This is a genomic window from Streptomyces sp. CGMCC 4.7035 (genome assembly GCF_031583065.1).
Classification (GTDB): Bacteria; Actinomycetota; Actinomycetes; order Streptomycetales; family Streptomycetaceae; genus Streptomyces; species Streptomyces yaanensis.
Genome location: NZ_CP134053.1, coordinates 1,503,599 through 1,518,361 on the forward strand (window position 1 = coordinate 1,503,599; position 14,763 = coordinate 1,518,361).

Annotated in this window: 14 protein-coding genes and 2 pseudogenes; 7 read left to right on the plus strand and 9 right to left on the minus strand. The window is 70.5% G+C overall.

The features are described 5' to 3' along the window. Positions 1 to 91 precede the first annotated feature (91 nt). The gene (locus Q2K21_RS06190; RefSeq protein ID WP_003992873.1) at positions 92 to 349 is read right to left on the minus strand and encodes a WhiB family transcriptional regulator; all 258 of its coding nucleotides are present in this window, start codon (positions 347 to 349) and stop codon (positions 92 to 94) included. A 318-nt stretch (positions 350 to 667) separates the two neighbouring features. Continuing rightward, positions 668 to 1,636, minus strand: a complete 969-nt coding sequence (locus Q2K21_RS06195) for a diacylglycerol/lipid kinase family protein (protein WP_310766672.1) — start codon at positions 1,634 to 1,636, stop codon at positions 668 to 670. 158 nt (positions 1,637 to 1,794) lie between these two features. Between Q2K21_RS06195 and Q2K21_RS06200 the strand changes: the two genes are divergently transcribed. Continuing rightward, complete coding sequence (locus Q2K21_RS06200; RefSeq protein ID WP_310766674.1) at positions 1,795 to 2,244, plus strand: hypothetical protein; 450 nt, start codon at positions 1,795 to 1,797, stop codon at positions 2,242 to 2,244. 62 nt (positions 2,245 to 2,306) lie between these two features. On the opposite strand, the gene Q2K21_RS06205 is transcribed toward Q2K21_RS06200, so the two are convergent. The 3 genes from Q2K21_RS06205 to Q2K21_RS06215 form a co-directional block, all read right to left on the minus strand. Then, positions 2,307 to 3,464: an RNA polymerase sigma factor SigF gene (locus Q2K21_RS06205; protein ID WP_386276033.1), complete on the minus strand. Its 1,158-nt coding sequence runs from the start codon at positions 3,462 to 3,464 to the stop codon at positions 2,307 to 2,309. Between the two features lie 17 nt (positions 3,465 to 3,481). After that, positions 3,482 to 3,895, minus strand: a complete 414-nt coding sequence (locus tag Q2K21_RS06210) for an ATP-binding protein (RefSeq protein WP_310766681.1) — start codon at positions 3,893 to 3,895, stop codon at positions 3,482 to 3,484. Between the two features lie 273 nt (positions 3,896 to 4,168). After that, the gene (locus Q2K21_RS06215) at positions 4,169 to 4,429 is read right to left on the minus strand and encodes a UBP-type zinc finger domain-containing protein (protein ID WP_310766684.1); all 261 of its coding nucleotides are present in this window, start codon (positions 4,427 to 4,429) and stop codon (positions 4,169 to 4,171) included. A gap of 62 nt (positions 4,430 to 4,491) precedes the next feature. On the opposite strand from Q2K21_RS06215, the gene Q2K21_RS06220 reads away from it, so the two are divergent. Continuing rightward, on the plus strand, positions 4,492 to 6,087 hold the full coding sequence (locus Q2K21_RS06220) for a Na+/H+ antiporter (RefSeq protein WP_310766686.1): 1,596 nt from the start codon (positions 4,492 to 4,494) through the stop codon (positions 6,085 to 6,087). A gap of 121 nt (positions 6,088 to 6,208) precedes the next feature. Here Q2K21_RS06220 and Q2K21_RS06225 read toward each other — a convergent pair whose 3' ends face one another. Next, positions 6,209 to 7,147: a 1-aminocyclopropane-1-carboxylate deaminase/D-cysteine desulfhydrase gene (locus tag Q2K21_RS06225; protein ID WP_310766689.1), complete on the minus strand. Its 939-nt coding sequence runs from the start codon at positions 7,145 to 7,147 to the stop codon at positions 6,209 to 6,211. A 157-nt stretch (positions 7,148 to 7,304) separates the two neighbouring features. Here Q2K21_RS06225 and Q2K21_RS06230 point away from each other — a divergent pair, with 157 nt between their 5' ends. The 4 genes from Q2K21_RS06230 (at position 7,305) to Q2K21_RS06250 (ending at position 11,682) form a co-directional block, all read left to right on the plus strand. Further along, a complete protein-coding gene (locus Q2K21_RS06230) occupies positions 7,305 to 8,711 on the plus strand; it encodes a family 2B encapsulin nanocompartment shell protein (protein ID WP_310766692.1) in 1,407 nt (468 codons plus the stop codon). A 139-nt stretch (positions 8,712 to 8,850) separates the two neighbouring features. Next, positions 8,851 to 9,963 carry a family 2 encapsulin nanocompartment cargo protein polyprenyl transferase gene (locus Q2K21_RS06235; RefSeq protein WP_310766695.1) on the plus strand — a complete coding sequence of 371 codons (1,113 nt, stop codon included), beginning with the start codon at positions 8,851 to 8,853 and terminating at the stop codon, positions 9,961 to 9,963. Positions 9,964 to 10,182: 219 nt separating this feature from the next. Beyond that, positions 10,183 to 10,851 carry a GNAT family N-acetyltransferase gene (locus tag Q2K21_RS06240; protein ID WP_310766698.1) on the plus strand — a complete coding sequence of 223 codons (669 nt, stop codon included), beginning with the start codon at positions 10,183 to 10,185 and terminating at the stop codon, positions 10,849 to 10,851. Between the two features lie 483 nt (positions 10,852 to 11,334). Then, on the plus strand, positions 11,335 to 11,682 hold the full coding sequence (locus Q2K21_RS06250) for a DUF952 domain-containing protein (RefSeq protein ID WP_310766704.1): 348 nt from the start codon (positions 11,335 to 11,337) through the stop codon (positions 11,680 to 11,682). Between the two features lie 270 nt (positions 11,683 to 11,952). Here Q2K21_RS06250 and Q2K21_RS06255 read toward each other — a convergent pair. Both Q2K21_RS06255 and Q2K21_RS06260 read right to left on the minus strand, forming a co-directional pair. After that, positions 11,953 to 12,321, minus strand: a pseudogene (locus Q2K21_RS06255) (VOC family protein); the annotation flags it as partial. A 54-nt stretch (positions 12,322 to 12,375) separates the two neighbouring features. Beyond that, the gene (locus tag Q2K21_RS06260) at positions 12,376 to 12,807 is read right to left on the minus strand and encodes a helix-turn-helix transcriptional regulator (RefSeq protein WP_310766707.1); all 432 of its coding nucleotides are present in this window, start codon (positions 12,805 to 12,807) and stop codon (positions 12,376 to 12,378) included. 345 nt (positions 12,808 to 13,152) lie between these two features. Here Q2K21_RS06260 and Q2K21_RS06265 point away from each other — a divergent pair. Next, a pseudogene (locus Q2K21_RS06265) lies at positions 13,153 to 14,225 on the plus strand (IS110 family RNA-guided transposase). Here the strand turns inward: Q2K21_RS06265 and Q2K21_RS06270 are convergent. Continuing rightward, positions 14,220 to 14,750, minus strand: coding sequence for an SMI1/KNR4 family protein (locus tag Q2K21_RS06270; protein WP_310766710.1), 531 nt, complete (start codon positions 14,748 to 14,750; stop codon positions 14,220 to 14,222). The pseudogene Q2K21_RS06265 and the gene Q2K21_RS06270 sit on opposite strands and share 6 nt — an antisense overlap. Positions 14,751 to 14,763 lie beyond the last annotated feature (13 nt).

Consider the following 14,763-nt stretch of genomic DNA (forward strand, 5'->3'; position numbering starts at 1 on the left):
TAGCGCGGGTACTGCGCGCTGCGGCTCGGGGGCGGGAGAAGCGTACTCGCTGTACGCGCCGCCAAGCTCAGGCTCGTACGGGGTGGGTGCGTCAGGCGGAGGCCTGACGGGCCCGGTTGCGGGCGGCGCGGCGCTTCATGGCGCGGCGCTCGTCCTCGCTGAGACCACCCCAGACGCCGGAGTCCTGGCCGGACTCGAGCGCCCACTGCAGGCACTGCTCGATAACCGGGCAGCGACGGCAGACGGCCTTGGCTTCCTCGATCTGCAGCAGCGCGGGACCGGTGTTGCCGATGGGGAAGAAGAGCTCGGGGTCTTCCTCGCGGCAAACGGCGTTGTGACGCCAGTCCATGGCTGCTACCTCTCTTGGTATTACGTGCAGATTGCTTGTGAATGTGAACGCTTTCACGAATCCCTCAACAAGTGAAGGGCCGATCGTCAGACTCGCTGACGTGGTCCTGTGGATTGAGGAGGGGTTCGGGCTCTCGATGGGGGCCGGTGTTGCGGGCTGTCCCGAGCGCCACGTAGAGACTCGCAAACCTCGGCGGCGGATACAACCCCTTCCGGAAAGTTTTTTTTGATTCCCTGGTGTCGACTGGGTCACAGCCGTACTTCCAAGGGGTGGATCCTGGTCTAAACGTTCGAGTGAAAGGACTTTGGCCCCTTCTGCTCACACAATCACACGCAGTGCACGGCGTACGCCTGTGAACGTCACGCTCGTACGCAGCCCCAGGTGGTCGCCGTCCATCTGCAGGGGCAGGGGCACCTTCGAATGCAAGGTGAAGCCGCTCAGGTCATGCAGGGACACCACGTGCTTGCCGCGCGGTCCGCGCTCGGGGGACGAAGTGAGCAACTGGGTGGCATACCGGGCAACCGAGGCCGTGGACACGCGGCTGAGAGCGAGTACGTCGAGCCCGGTATCGAACGAGGCCTTAGGTGACGCGTACACCGGACGATTGCCGAGAAACGTCCACGGTGCCGTGTTGCAGATTATGGACAGGACGAGATCGGTGACCGGCTCCTCGCCGGCCCGCTCCAGGGTGATCGTTCCGCGCCTGCGGTGAGGTTCGTCCAGAAACTGGCGCACCACCTGGCGCAGATACAGCGCATGGGTGGACCGCTTGCCGCGTTCCCGCTGCTGCTCGACGCGGCCGACCACGCCCGCGTCGAAGCCGAGGCCCGCGTTGAAGGTGAACCAGCGGGAGGGCACCCCCTCGTCCTCCGTGCCCGGGGTGCCCGCGGCGAGACCGAGGCCGACCGTGCGCTCGCGCTCCTCGCGCAGAGCGTCGAGGATCGCGCCGGTGGCCTCCACGGCGTCGTTGGGCAGACCGAGGGCGCGGGCGAAGACGTTGGTCGAGCCGCCGGGGACGACGGCGAGGCGGGGGAGGCGCTCGGGGTCGGGACCGTGGTGCAGCAGACCGTTCACGACCTCGTTGACCGTGCCGTCGCCGCCGAGGGCCACGACCAGCTCGATGTCCTCGCTCTCCGCGGCCTGCCGGCCGAGGTCCCGGGCGTGCCCGCGGTACTCGGTGGTGACCGCCTCGAGCTTCATCTCGCTCGCCAGCGCGTGGATCAGGACGTCACGGGTGCGTGCACTTGTGGTGGTTGCCGCCGGATTGACCACGAGAAGTGCACGCATGGGTTGCAGCGTACCTACTGGGTGGTACTCGGTCCCAGCCCGAGTTAGGGATCGGGTAAGAGATCGAGGAGTGGCCTTGAGCACAGTCCTCCGGGTTCAGCTCTTTGGGCGCCGACCGCGTCGGCGGTGGGGTGCCGCCCGAGGGCTACTCTTCAGGGGTGAGCGCTGAGCAGAACCCCACCCATCGGACGCCCGACACCCAGTCCCGTCCCGTGCGGCTGACCGCCGCCGCGGCGCTGGCCGGCCTGGAGGGGCTCGCCCTGGTCGTGGGCGGTGTCTGGATGTTCGTCCTGGGCCTCACGGGCTCGCCGGACGACCGTCAGCAGGCCGTCACCGGCGGTGTCACCCTGATCGTGCTCGCGCTGCTGCCCCTGCTGGCCGCGCGGGGTCTGCTGCTGCGCCGCAGCTGGAGCCGGGGGCCCGCCGTCATCACACAGATCATGGCCTTGCCGGTGGCGTACAGCCTGCTCCAGGCCGACAGCGTGGCGATCCCGGGCGGCATCGCGCTCGCGGTGGTCGCGGTGGCGGCGCTGGTGCTCTTGGTGAACCCGGCGACAACGCGGGCGCTGGGCATCCGGGGGCCCGGGAACGTACAGGACCAGAAGTAGGCGGCGCGTACGCCGTCGGCGTACGCAGTTGCGAGGGCGACCGGAATCCCGGTCGCCCTTCGTCACTCCTCGACCAGCAGCTTCTCCCGCAGCTGGGCCAGTGTCCTCGCCAGCAGGCGCGACACGTGCATCTGTGAGATGCCGACCTCCTGCGCGATCTGCGACTGCGTCATGTTGCCGAAGAAACGGAGAAGAAGGATCCGCTTCTCCCGCGGCGGCAGGTCCTCCAGCAGCGGCTTCAGCGACTCGCGGTACTCGACGCCCTCCAGCGCCTCGTCCTCCGCGCCGAGCGTGTCCGCGACCGCCGGCGACTCGTCGTCCGTGTCGGGGACGTCCAGGGACAGAGTGGAGTACGCGTTGGCGGACTCCAGGCCCTCCAGGACCTCCTCCTCCGAGATGGCCAGCTTCTCGGCCAGCTCGTGGACCGTCGGGGAGCGGCCGTGCAGCTGGGACAGCTCGGCCGTGGCCGTCGTCAGGGCCAGGCGCAGCTCCTGCAGACGCCGCGGCACCCGTACCGCCCAGCCCTTGTCGCGGAAGTGGCGCTTGATCTCGCCGACGACCGTCGGGGTCGCGTACGTCGAGAACTCGACGCCGCGTTCCGGGTCGAAACGGTCGACCGACTTGATCAGGCCGATGGTGGCGACCTGGGTCAGGTCGTCCAGCGGCTCGCCCCGGTTGCGGAAGCGGCGCGCGAGGTGTTCGACGAGCGGCAGGTGCATACGGACCAGCTGGTTGCGCAGCTCCGCGTACTCCGGGCTGCCCTCCTGCAGCTTGCGCAGCTCGACGAACAGGGCCCGCGCTCCGCTGCGGTCCTGTGGGTCGTGCTGTGCGCCGCCCGGCACACTCTGCTCAGCGTTTCGCTCGTGCTCGCTCATCGTCCCGCCCGTCACCCTTCCCCAAGCTCTCGACTCCGCTCGAGCAGGGGAGGCCCCATTTCCTCCGGAGGACGTGCTCCGCGTGGCACCGTCTGGATCCCCTCGTCCGTCGCCTCGCGCGTCGACCGCCCCGGCCGCGTCGACCGCCCCGGCCGCGTCGACCGCCCCGGCCCCGTCGGCCGACCCCTCCCGATCGGGGGCCTCGGCCGCCGAAGCGTCGTCCACCGGATGCGGACGGGCCTGCTCGGGGATGCTGTCCACGCCGTCCGCCATGCGCCGCGACCCGCTCGGGCCGCCGGCGTTCCCGGCGGAAAGTTCCCGTGTGCCGCGCTCTTCGTCCCGCACCGGCCCGTCCCCGTTCGTCACGCCGGCCCGGGTCCCGCGCCGCGCTGTTTGTAGAGGCTGATGGACACGGTCTTGTCGTCGGCGACCGCGGAGGAGACCTTGCCGGCCAGGGCCGACAGAACGGTCCAGGCGAAGGTGTCCCGCGAGGGGGCGTGACCGTCCGTGGTCGGGGCGGAGACCGTGACCTCCAGTGAGTCGTCGATGAGCCGGAAGACACAGCTGAGCACCGAGCCGGGCACGGCCTGTTGCAGCAGGATCGCGCAGGCCTCGTCGACCGCGATGCGCAGGTCCTCGATCTCGTCGAGGGTGAAGTCCAAACGGGCCGCGAGGCCGGCCGTGGCCGTACGCAGCACCGACAGGTAGGCACCCGCTGCCGGCAGCCGGACTTCCACGAAGTCCTGGGTCGCGGGCTCGCCTGCGATCTGGGACACCCTCACCTCCAAGGTGGTACAAGCTCTTTCGGGGCCGAGGGTCGCCCCCCGGGGTAACGCCCTACGTGGTTCAGCGGTGACGCTATCGCGCTCTCGACTTTCCTGTCCTTGGGACCCCGACCCCTTTCTGTCACTCATAGTAAACCTATGGATACACACAGTGGCTAGGGGTCTTGCGGGCTCAATTGGGAAGAGCGCGCGCCGGGTTGACGTACCCCGGCGTCAGACTGCCGAACCGTCGAAATCCAGAGTCACACGAGTACGGATACACAGTCACACGAGTACATGGTCGACGAAGCACCAGCGCCAGTCCTCGCCCGGCTCGAAGGTGCGCATGACCGGGTGGCCGCTGTCCTTGTGGTGCGCGGTCGCGTGCCGCAGGGGCGAGGAGTCGCAGCAGCCCACGTGTCCGCACTCCAGGCACAGCCGCAGTTGCACCGGGTGCGTGCCGGCGGCCAGACACTCCAGGCACGTTTCGCTCTGGGCCTCGGGCTCGGGCTGCGGCAGCGCGCCCGCGTGCGTGCACTGTTTCATGATTGCCAGGTTACGACGGGTCCGCGGGAAGCCGCGCGGAAATCGAGGGCGGGCGGAAGACGATGAATGTGTTGCCACTGCTGTTGCTGGTCGCCGGCAGCGCCGCAGTCGCCGGGGCCGCGCGACGCACCCCTGTGCCCGCGCCGCTGCTGCTGGTCGCGGCGGGCCTCGCCGTCTCGTACCTGCCCGGCGTGCCCGAGTACACCCTCGACCCCGGCATCGTCCTGCCGCTGGTGCTGCCCCCGCTGCTGTACACGGCGGCCACCGACAGCTCGTACCTGGACCTGCGGGCGCAGATGCGGCCCGTGGCGCTGCTGTCCGTCGGGTATGTGCTGTTCGCGACGCTCGTCGTGGGCTGGGCGGTGTATCTGATCGTGCCGGGCATGTCACTGCCCGCGGCGATGGTGCTGGGAGCGGTGGTCGCTCCACCGGACGCGGTCGCGGCGACGGCGGTCGCCCGGCGGGTGGGGCTGCCGTCGCGGATCACCACGATCCTGCAAGGGGAGTCGCTGGTGAACGACGCGACCGCGATCACCGCGTACAAGGTGGCGCTGGCGGCGGCGATCGGGGAGGGCGCGACCTGGGCGGACGGGGTGCGCGAGTTCCTGCTCGCGGCGGTCGGCGGTGTCGCGATCGGCCTGCTGCTGATGATGCCGATCCACTGGCTGCGTACGCACCTGAAGGAGGCGCTGCTGCAGAACACCCTCTCCCTGCTGATCCCGTTCGTCGCCTACGGGGCAGCGGAGTGGGTCCATGCGTCCGGGGTGCTCGCCGTGGTCGTCGTCGCCCTCTACCTCGGGTACCACAACTGGCAGGTGGACTTCGCGACCCGCCTTCAGGAGGAGGCGGTGTGGAAGATGGTCGCGTTCCTCCTGGAGTCGGCGGTGTTCGCGCTCATCGGGCTGCAACTGCCGGTCGTCCTGAAGGGACTCGGTCAGTACGAGGGCACGCGCGCGGCCTGGTACGCGGTGGCCGTGTTCCTCGTGGTCGTCGCGTCGCGGTTCGTGTGGGTGTATCCGGGGACCTTCCTGCCGCGCCTGCTGTTCCGGCACATCCGGGAGCGCGAGGCGAACCCCACGTGGAAGGGGCCGTTCATCATCGGCTGGGCGGGGATGCGCGGCGTGGTCTCGCTCGCGATCGCCTTCTCGATCCCGCAGACCATCCACGGCGGCGGCGCTTTCCCCAACCGCAACCTGATCCTCTTCCTGACCTTCACGACGGTGATCGGCACGCTGGTGGTGCAGGGGCTGACCCTGCCCCCGCTGATCCGGGTGCTGCGGCTGCCGGGGCGCGACGCGCAGGCGGAGACCCTCGCGGAGGCCAACGCCCAGGCACAGGCGTCCCGGGTCGCCGAGCAGCGCCTGGACGAGCTCCTCGACGACGAGCGCAACGCCCTGCCGCCCCCACTGGCCGACCGCCTGCGCACGGTTCTGGAACGCCGCCGCAACGCCGTCTGGGAGCGGCTGGGCTCGGTGAACCCGGTGACCGGCGAAACGGTCGACGACACCTACAGCCGGCTGTCCCGCGAGATGATCGGAGCGGAACGCGAGGTCTTCGTGAAACTCCGCAACCACCGCTACATCGACGACGAGATGCTCCGCACCCTGCTGCGACGACTGGACCTGGAGGAGGCGGCGGCCTACCGGGAGACGACGTGAGCCGCGCGTTCGGCTGTGGTGGGGGAGAGTCGGCCTTCCGGCCGTGGTCCCTCCGTCCTCGCCGGTGAGGAAGCCGTTCCTTCGTCCATGCCAGGGAGTAGGACGAAGGACCCGACCGCGGCTAGGAGAAGGGCCGTCCGGTGATCACGGCGGCCAGCGTCGTCCCCTGTGGGAACGCGCCCTCCTCGGTCAGGGCGACAAGTCCGTACAGCAGCTTGGCGACATAGAGACGTTCCACCGGGAGGCCGTGGCGGGACTCGAAGTCGTCCGCGAAAGCTTCGAGTTCGTCCGACGTGCGGGCGTAGCCGCCGAAGTGGAAGCGGGTGTCCACGGTCCAGGTGCCGCGACGGCCCCCGAACGCCAAGGTCTGGAGCGCGGCCGTCTCGGCGGCCAGGAAGTCGCCCTTGAGCACCGCGACCCCCACGGCCCGCTGGTCCGGGGCCAGTCCCGCGGCCAGCCCCGCCAGGGTGCCGCCGGTGCCGCAGGCCACGGCGACCACGTCCGCACGGCCGCGCAGCTCCTCGCCGAGCGCGTGGCAGCCGCGTACGGCGAGGGGGTTGCTGCCGCCCTCCGGCACGACGTACGCCTCCTCGGCGTCCGCCGCGCGCAGGATGCCGGCCAGGGTTCCCGGCTCCGATATGCGGCGGTACGTCGACCTGTCGACGAAGTGCAGCCGCATGCCGTCGGCCGCGCACCGGGCCAGGGAGGGGTTGAGCGGGCGGTCGGCCAGCTCCTCACCGCGGACCACACCGATCGTCTCCAGCCCCAGCAGCCGGCCCGCCGCGGCCGTGGCCCGCAGATGGTTGGAGTAGGCGCCGCCGAAGGTGAGCAGGGGGCGGCCGGCCGCGGCCCGCAGGTTCGGGGTGAGCTTGCGCCACTTGTTGCCGACCAGGTCCGGATGGATCAGATCGTCCCGCTTGAGCAGCAGCCGGACGCCGTGCCGCGCGAAGCGCTCGTCCGCCGCCTCCTGCAACGGCGACGGCAGGCGCGGGCGCAGCACGGACGGGTCGAGCGCTTCGGGGGCGGGCTCGGCGGTGTGCGGCACGTCGGGGCTGGTCACCCCGCCATTGTCGGCACCGGTCGCCGCTCGACAAAGTGCCCCACTCTGCCCAGGCCTGCGGTGATCCATTCCCGCTCTTTCGGGTAATAGCACCGACACGCTCCGTGATGGAAGGCTTCTCTTCGCAAGCAATGCGTGACCGGGAGGGCAATTCCACATGTCGGTAGGCGAAGAGGTCCGAGCGGGGCAGGACAAGCCGCAGCAGAGTCTCGGCACAGCGGCCGCACGGAACCTGGCCACCACCACCAAGTCCGCGCCCCAGATGCAGGAGATCAGCTCACGATGGCTGCTGCGCATGCTGCCGTGGGTGAACGTGCAGGGCGGCACGTACCGGGTGAACCGCCGCCTCACCTACTCCGTGGGTGACGGCCGTGTGACGTTCGTGAAGACCGGCGACCAGGTCGCGGTCATCCCCGCGGAGCTGGGCGAGCTGCCCGCCCTGCGCACCTACGACGACCAGGAAGTGCTCGGCGAACTCGCCCGGCGCTGCCAGCAGCGGAGGTTCGCGCCCGGGGACGTGCTCGCCGAGTTCGGCAGCCAGGCCGACGAGGTGTTCCTGCTCGCGCACGGCAAGCTCGAGAAGATCGGCACGGGCCCCTACGGCGACGACGCGGTGCTCGGTGTCCTCGCCGACGGCGCCTACTTCGGCGAACAGGCACTGCTCGACCCGGACGCCATCTGGGAGTACACGGCCCGCGCGGTCACCGCCTGCACGGTGCTCGCCCTCCCCCGCCGGGACGTCGAACAGATCGCGGAACGCGCCGAGTCCCTGCGCGACCACCTCGACCAGCAGCGATCGATCCCCGAACAGCGCACCAACAAGTACGGCGAGAAGACGATCGACCTCGCCGCGGGCCACGCCGGCGAGCCGGACATCCCGCACACCTTCGTCGACTACGAGGCCGCGCCCCGCGAGTACGAACTGAGCATCGCGCAGACCGTCCTGCGCATCCACACGCGCGTGGCCGACCTCTACAACCAGCCGATGAACCAGACCGAGCAGCAGCTGCGGCTCACGGTCGAGGCACTGAAGGAGCGCCAGGAGCACGAACTCATCAACAACAGGGAGTTCGGCCTGCTCCACAACTGCGAGTACGACCAGCGCCTCCAGCCCCACGACGGCGTTCCCAGCCCCGACGACCTGGACGAACTGCTCAGCCGCAGGCGCGGATCCAAGCTGTTCCTCGCCCACCCGCGCGCGATCGCCGCGTTCGGCCGCGAGTGCAACAGGCGCGGACTCGTCCCCGAGTCCGTCGAGATCGCGGGCAACCGCATCCCCACCTGGCGCGGAGTGCCGATCTTCCCCTGCAACAAGATCCCGGTCACCGAGGCCCGTACGACCTCCATCATCTGCATGCGTACGGGCGAGGCCGAGCAGGGCGTCATCGGTCTCCAGCAGGCGGGCATCCCGGACGAGATCGAGCCCAGCCTGTCCGTGCGCTTCATGGGCATCAACGAACAGGCGATCATCAGCTACCTGGTCACGGCCTACTACTCGGCCGCCGTCCTGGTGCCCGACGCGCTGGGGGTCCTGGAGAACGTAGAGATCGGCCGCTGGAGGTGACGCCATCGCTGTTCGCCGCACACAAGCGGCAGGCCGTGTTCCCGCCCGTCAGGGCGGGTACACCCTCGGGATGCGCGCCCAGCGGAGGCGGAAGTGCCGCCGTCCGCAGACTCTCCGAGGCGGTCCGATGGGTGAGTTCATGACGGAGTCGAAGCAGAGCACGACCCTCGACAGGCAGAGCCCGGCGAGTGCACCTGGACGGCACGGCCCGCTCCCGGCCCCTGCGGAACCGTACGACGGGCACGAAGCGGCGGTGATACTGGAGCGCACCCGCGCCTCGGTCGACCCGGAGCTGCGCCGGGCCATCGACACCCTGCCCGACTCGATGCGCCGGATCGCGCGCTATCACTTCGGCTGGGAGCACGCGGACGGCTCCCCGGCGGCCGGCAACGCGGGCAAGGCGATACGCCCCGCGCTGGTCCTGACCGCGTCCCGCGCGCTCGGCGGACGGCAGTCGGCTGCCGTAGGGGCCGCGGCGGCCGTGGAGCTCGTGCACAACTTCACGCTGCTGCACGACGACGTGATGGACCGGGACACCACCCGTCGGCACCGCCCCACCGCCTGGACCGTGTTCGGCGACGCCGACGCGATCCTCGCCGGGGACGCCCTGCAGGCGCTGGCCCAGCGGCTGCTCGCCGAGGATCCGCACCCGGCGTCCGGGGCGGCCGCCGCCCGTCTCGCGGCCTGTGTCGTCGAACTGTGCGCGGGTCAGCACACGGACACGGCCATGGAGAGGCGCGGCCCCCACGAGGTCACCCTCGACGAGGTGCTTGCGATGGCCGAGGCGAAGACGGGCGCACTGCTCGGCTGCGCCTGCGCGCTCGGCGCCCTGTACGCGGGGGCGGACGAGGCGGACGTCGAGGCGCTGGACGCGTTCGGCCGTCAGGCCGGGCTCGCCTTCCAGCTCATCGACGACGTGATCGGCATCTGGGGGGACCCGAGCCGCACCGGCAAGCCGGCCGGCGCGGACCTCATGGCCCGTAAGAAGTCGCTGCCCGTGGTCGCCGCGCTGGCTTCCGGCACCCCGGCGGCCGCCGACCTGGCCGAGCTGTACCGAGAGCCGTACGAGGAAGGGGGGCTGGAGCGCACGGTCCTCGCCGTCGAGCAGGCGGGCGGCCGCGACTGGGCGCAGTCGCAGGCGGCCGACCGGATGGCCCGGGCGATGCAGGAGCTGTCCCGGGCGGTCCCCGACCCGGAGGCGGCGGGCGGCCTGCTGGCCCTGGCCGAGTTCGTGACCCGGCGTACCACCTGACCGCCACCACCCGACCACCACCACCGAGAGACCCCGGAGCACCGGGCCTGTGCGGCTCCTGACCCCGCACGGCGCCCGTGGCTCCGGCCCGGACGGGCCCCGCACATCCCCATGTGTGCGGGGTCCGCTCCTTCGCCCGCCGGGCACCCGCGCCGAGCGCGTTCCGGTTAGGCTGCAACCGCCGGACGCACGAGGTCGGTTGACACGAGGGGTGGGCGGATGGGCGTGGCGATCCGGACGGCGGACGGGAGCGACCGCGAGCTGGTCGTCCGGCTGCTGGACGAGGCCTTCGGCGACGATCCGGTCAGTCGCTGGGTCTTTCCGGGCGAGGAGTACCGCCGTACGACGCACCACCGGCTGATGGCCGCGTTCACCGACGTCGTGCTCGCCGAGGGACGCGTCGACATGACCGAGGACGGCAGGGCGTGCGCCCTGTGGCTGTCCGTGCCCGCCGATGAGCACTACGTAGAGCCTGCCGGTGAGCACTTTGTAGAGCCCGCCGGTGACCACGCGGGAGAACCTGCCGGTGACCACTTCGGAGAAGAGGGCGGGGACGACGCCGTGCGGTTGCGCGAGGCCGTCGACCCGGAGAACGAACGCGTCGAGCGGATCGCCCGGCTGACGGCCGAGTCGCATCCCGCCGACCGCGCGCACGCATACCTCTGGATGATCGGCGTGGCACCGCGGCACCAGGGCGAGGGCCTGGGCACCGCGCTGATCGAACACGAACTCGTCCGCTGCGACCGTGCGGGCCTGCCCGCCTATCTGGAGGCCAGCAGTCGCCGTAGCACCAGGCTGTACGAACGCCTCGGCTTCGCCTTCACCGGCCGCACCCTGCACCTCCCGGACGGCCCGCGGATGTGGCCGATGTGGCGCGAGCCGCGCTGAATCCGCACCGGGGAAGCGATGCGTACCCGGGACGCGATCCGTCTCGGGAAGCGCCGCGCCCCTTGCCCGCCCTACCCTGAAGGCATGGGCAGCGAGGACCATGTCTGTCCGTCGTGCGGACAGCCGGTCGCCACGGTCGTACGGCGTCACAAGACGCTGGGCGCCTGGGTTCCCCTGTGGCGCCCCGGCCCCTGCCGCAATCCCGAGTGCCCGGCGTACGTGCCGCCGCAGCCCGAGGAGACGCCCCGGGACAGGATCCGCGAACCGGTCACGGAAGACCCGGAACGAACGGGCGTTCAAGAGCCCGGGACGAAAGACCCGGGGCGACCGGGTATCCAGGAATCCGGGACGAGCGACCCGGGGCGACCGGATGGCCGGGAATCCGGGACGAGCGTGTAGAGGGCCGTACAGCGAGACAGTACAGCGAGACCAAGAAGCGCGGCCGAGGCCTTGGGCTGTGGACCGAGGCCGTAGGTTGATGGCATGTCCGAACCTCTTGTGCACCTCACCGAGCGCTCCCTGTGGGAGGCGGCCCGCGCGACCGGCACCTACGAGATGTCGACCCGCGGCCGCACCCTCCAGGAGGAGGGCTTCATCCACTGCTCACTGCGCCACCAGGTCCCGTCCGTGGCACGGTTCGTGTACGCGGAGTACGACGGGCCCGACGAACTGGTGCTGCTGGTCATCGACCCCGAGCGGCTGACCGCCCCGCTGCGCTACGAGGCCGCGAAACCGGGCGACGAGGAGTTCCCGCACGTGTACGGGCCGATACCGGTGTCCGCCGTGGTGGACGTGGAGGTCTGGGACGGCGGGGCGGCGGCCCGAGCGTGACCGGGGCGGGGGGACGGCGCCGGGCGTGGCGGTGGGCGGTCGGCGTATGGGCCGCCCTGGTGCTGGCGGGCGGAGGGCTCACGCTGTGGCTGCAGGACGCGAACGAGCCCGATCCTCCGGCCAGGTGGGAGCGTGCGCCGGCGCCGCTGCTGTCCGCCGATGTGCGGGGGACGCCCTGTCCGACGCCGACGTCGGCCACGGGGTCGACGATCGTGGTGTGCGCGTACGCGGTGCAGCAGGGTGCGCCGGGCCGCTGAGGAAACTCTGGCGAGGCAGGCTGCCGGTCCAGGGGTCGCGGCCCGTCAGGCAGTATGTGCCGCCCGCCGGGTCGCGCATCACGGTCCAGTGGGTGCCGGAGGCGACGAACGTGGCGCCGAGCCGCTCGTGCCGGGCCCGGACCGTGTCGATGTCCACGCACGCGAGGTCGAGGTGGGCGGAGGTGGGGCGGTCGGTGCCGAGGCGTTGCAGCAGGATGCGGACGGGGAGGGCGGCGGGCGGCCTGGCCACGTGGAACTCCGGGAGGGAGCCGGGCAGCGACTCCCAGCCGGTGAGGTCGCTCCAGAACGCGACCTCCACGTCGAACACGGCCGGGGCGAGGTCGAGGCACACCTGGTCCAGCCGACTCGCCGCACTGTCGGGCCCCTCGACCACGGCATGAGCGCCACGTCAGACACGTCAGACGCGTCAGACACGTCAGAGCTGCACATGCGGATCCGTCTGGGTATTCGGCGGTTGTCCCCGCCGTGGCCGCGTCAGTCCCTTCGCCACGCATGCCGGAATCCCCGCCCCCTGCTCGTGCGACCGCGCCCGGTACGCGCTCGGGGTCTCGCCGACCAGCTCCGTGAACCGCGAGCTGAAGGACCCCAGCGAGGTGCACCCCACTTCGAAGCACACCTCTGTCACGGTCAGGTCGCCGCGCCGCAGCAGCGCCTTGGCCCGCTCGATGCGGCGGGTCATGAGATAGCTGTACGGCGTCTCCCCGTACGCCGCGCGGAAGCTGCGCTGGAAGTGCCCCGGCGACATCAGCGCGGTGCGTGCGAGCGCCGGCACGTCCAGCGGCTGTGCGTACTCACGGTCCATCCGGTCACGCGCCCGCCGCAGCCGGACCAGGTCGTCGATGTCCACGTCCACAGCATCGCACGCACCACCGACAACGGGTCCGCACGAACTTCCGCCCCAGGACTCGGCGAGATCCACCGGGCATACTCCGACCTACTCGGGTGACGACCGACAAAGGGGTCTGATAGTGAGGATTTCCCTGGCGTCGTTCGGGGGTCTGACTCCGGGTCTGACTGACGTTTCGGCTGTCCGTCTGTTGAATTGTCGGCCGCCGAACGACGCCACCGCGTGTGCTCACGGGTGTCCGTGACCTCATAGGAGCTTGGCCACCAGCCTCATCACTGTCTCGTCCGTCGGCCCGGGCAGCACACGCCGGTCCGGTACCCATACGGAAGGACGGCAGAGCCGAGCATGACAGCGCCCGAGATAGCGGTGATCGGCGGAATCGACACCCACACGGACGTCCACCAAGCCGCTGTGATCGACTCGGTCGGCCGCCACCTGGACACTCAACCGTTCAAAACGAACTCGGCCGGCTACGAGCAGCTGCTGGCCTGGCTACGTGCCCAAGGCGACGTCATCGCGGTCGGGATGGAGGGCACCGGCGCCTACGGCGCCGAACTCGCACGGTTCCTCACCGCGAACGGCATCACGGTCGTCGAGGTCGACCGGCCGGACCGCAGGGCCCGGCGGGCCCACGGCAAGTCCGATCCGATCGACGCCTACGCGGCGGCCACCGCCGTCCTGTCCGGCCGGGCGAGCGGAACACCGAAGAGCCGGGACGGGATCGTGGAAGCGATCCGCGCTCTGCGCGTGGTCCGAAAGAGCGCCGTCAAGGCCCGCACGCAGACCATCAACCAGATCCGTTCCCTGATGGTCACCGCGCCCTCCACCCTGCGGGACAAGCTGCGTGGGCTGCCCACCGGCGTGCTGATCGACACCCTCGCACGGCCAGGCCCGCCGGTGATCTCACGGACCCGGCCTGCGCTGCCAAGACGGCACTTCGCCGCCTGGCCCGGCGCTATCAGGCCCTTCAGCAGGAGATCAAAGAGGCCGACGCGGACCTGGCTCCCCTCGTGACTCGGGCGGCACCCAGCCTTGTCGCACTGCCCGGGGTGGGCACGGAGACGGCCGGCCAGCTGCTGATCACCGCGGGAGACAACCCCGACCGGCTCCGGTCCGAAGCGTCCTTCGCGCATCTGTGCGGGGCCGCCCCGATCCCCGCCTCGTCCGGCCGGACCAACCGTCACCGCATCAACCGCGGCGGGGACCGCAACGCCAACAGTGCCCTCTACACCATCGTCCTGGTCCGCATGCGGCACGACCAACGAACCCGGGACTACGTCGCCAGACGCACCACCGAGGGCATGTCCACCAAGGACATCATGCGCTGTCTGAAGAGGTTCGTCGCCCGCGAGGTCTACAGGCACCTCAGGAGCACAGGCATTGTGAACACGGCAAGCTCGGCCGGAGCCAGATCATGACGCCGACCGGCTGCCGTTCGCGTCATCAAGGTCGAAGGACGCGGCCGCAGTCAGCCGCTCGACAAACTCCGTGAAGTCCGTCGCCAGCGGGAGCTCGGTGCCGTCGTCCACGTCGAACCACGTCACGGACGGCTCCCCGCTCTCTCCGCATGCTCGGTAGTCGAGAGCAATCCAGGAGTGACCGTCACCGGAAAGCAGAACAAGAGGTGAAGGAAGACCCCACTCCTCAACCAGGTAACCCGAGTCCAGCAAGGACGACTGGCCGTCGTGATGGCCGATGCCCCTCATGTCGTCGAGCGGAACGTGGTTCTCGCTCCACGACGTCGGCACGTCCGTCGGGAACGCGTTCCACGACTCCGCCACCAGGCCGCCGTTCTGAACCTGCAGGATCTCCAGCAACGAGGCCGGCAGACGGACACCGAGCCGGTGCTCGGCGTCCCGGATGACCGCGTCGGTCAGCGGGGGCTGAACCCCATACAGGCCCTCGCCCCAGAACGTCGCCTTCACCTCATCGAACCGAGCCACAAACGCATCCTAT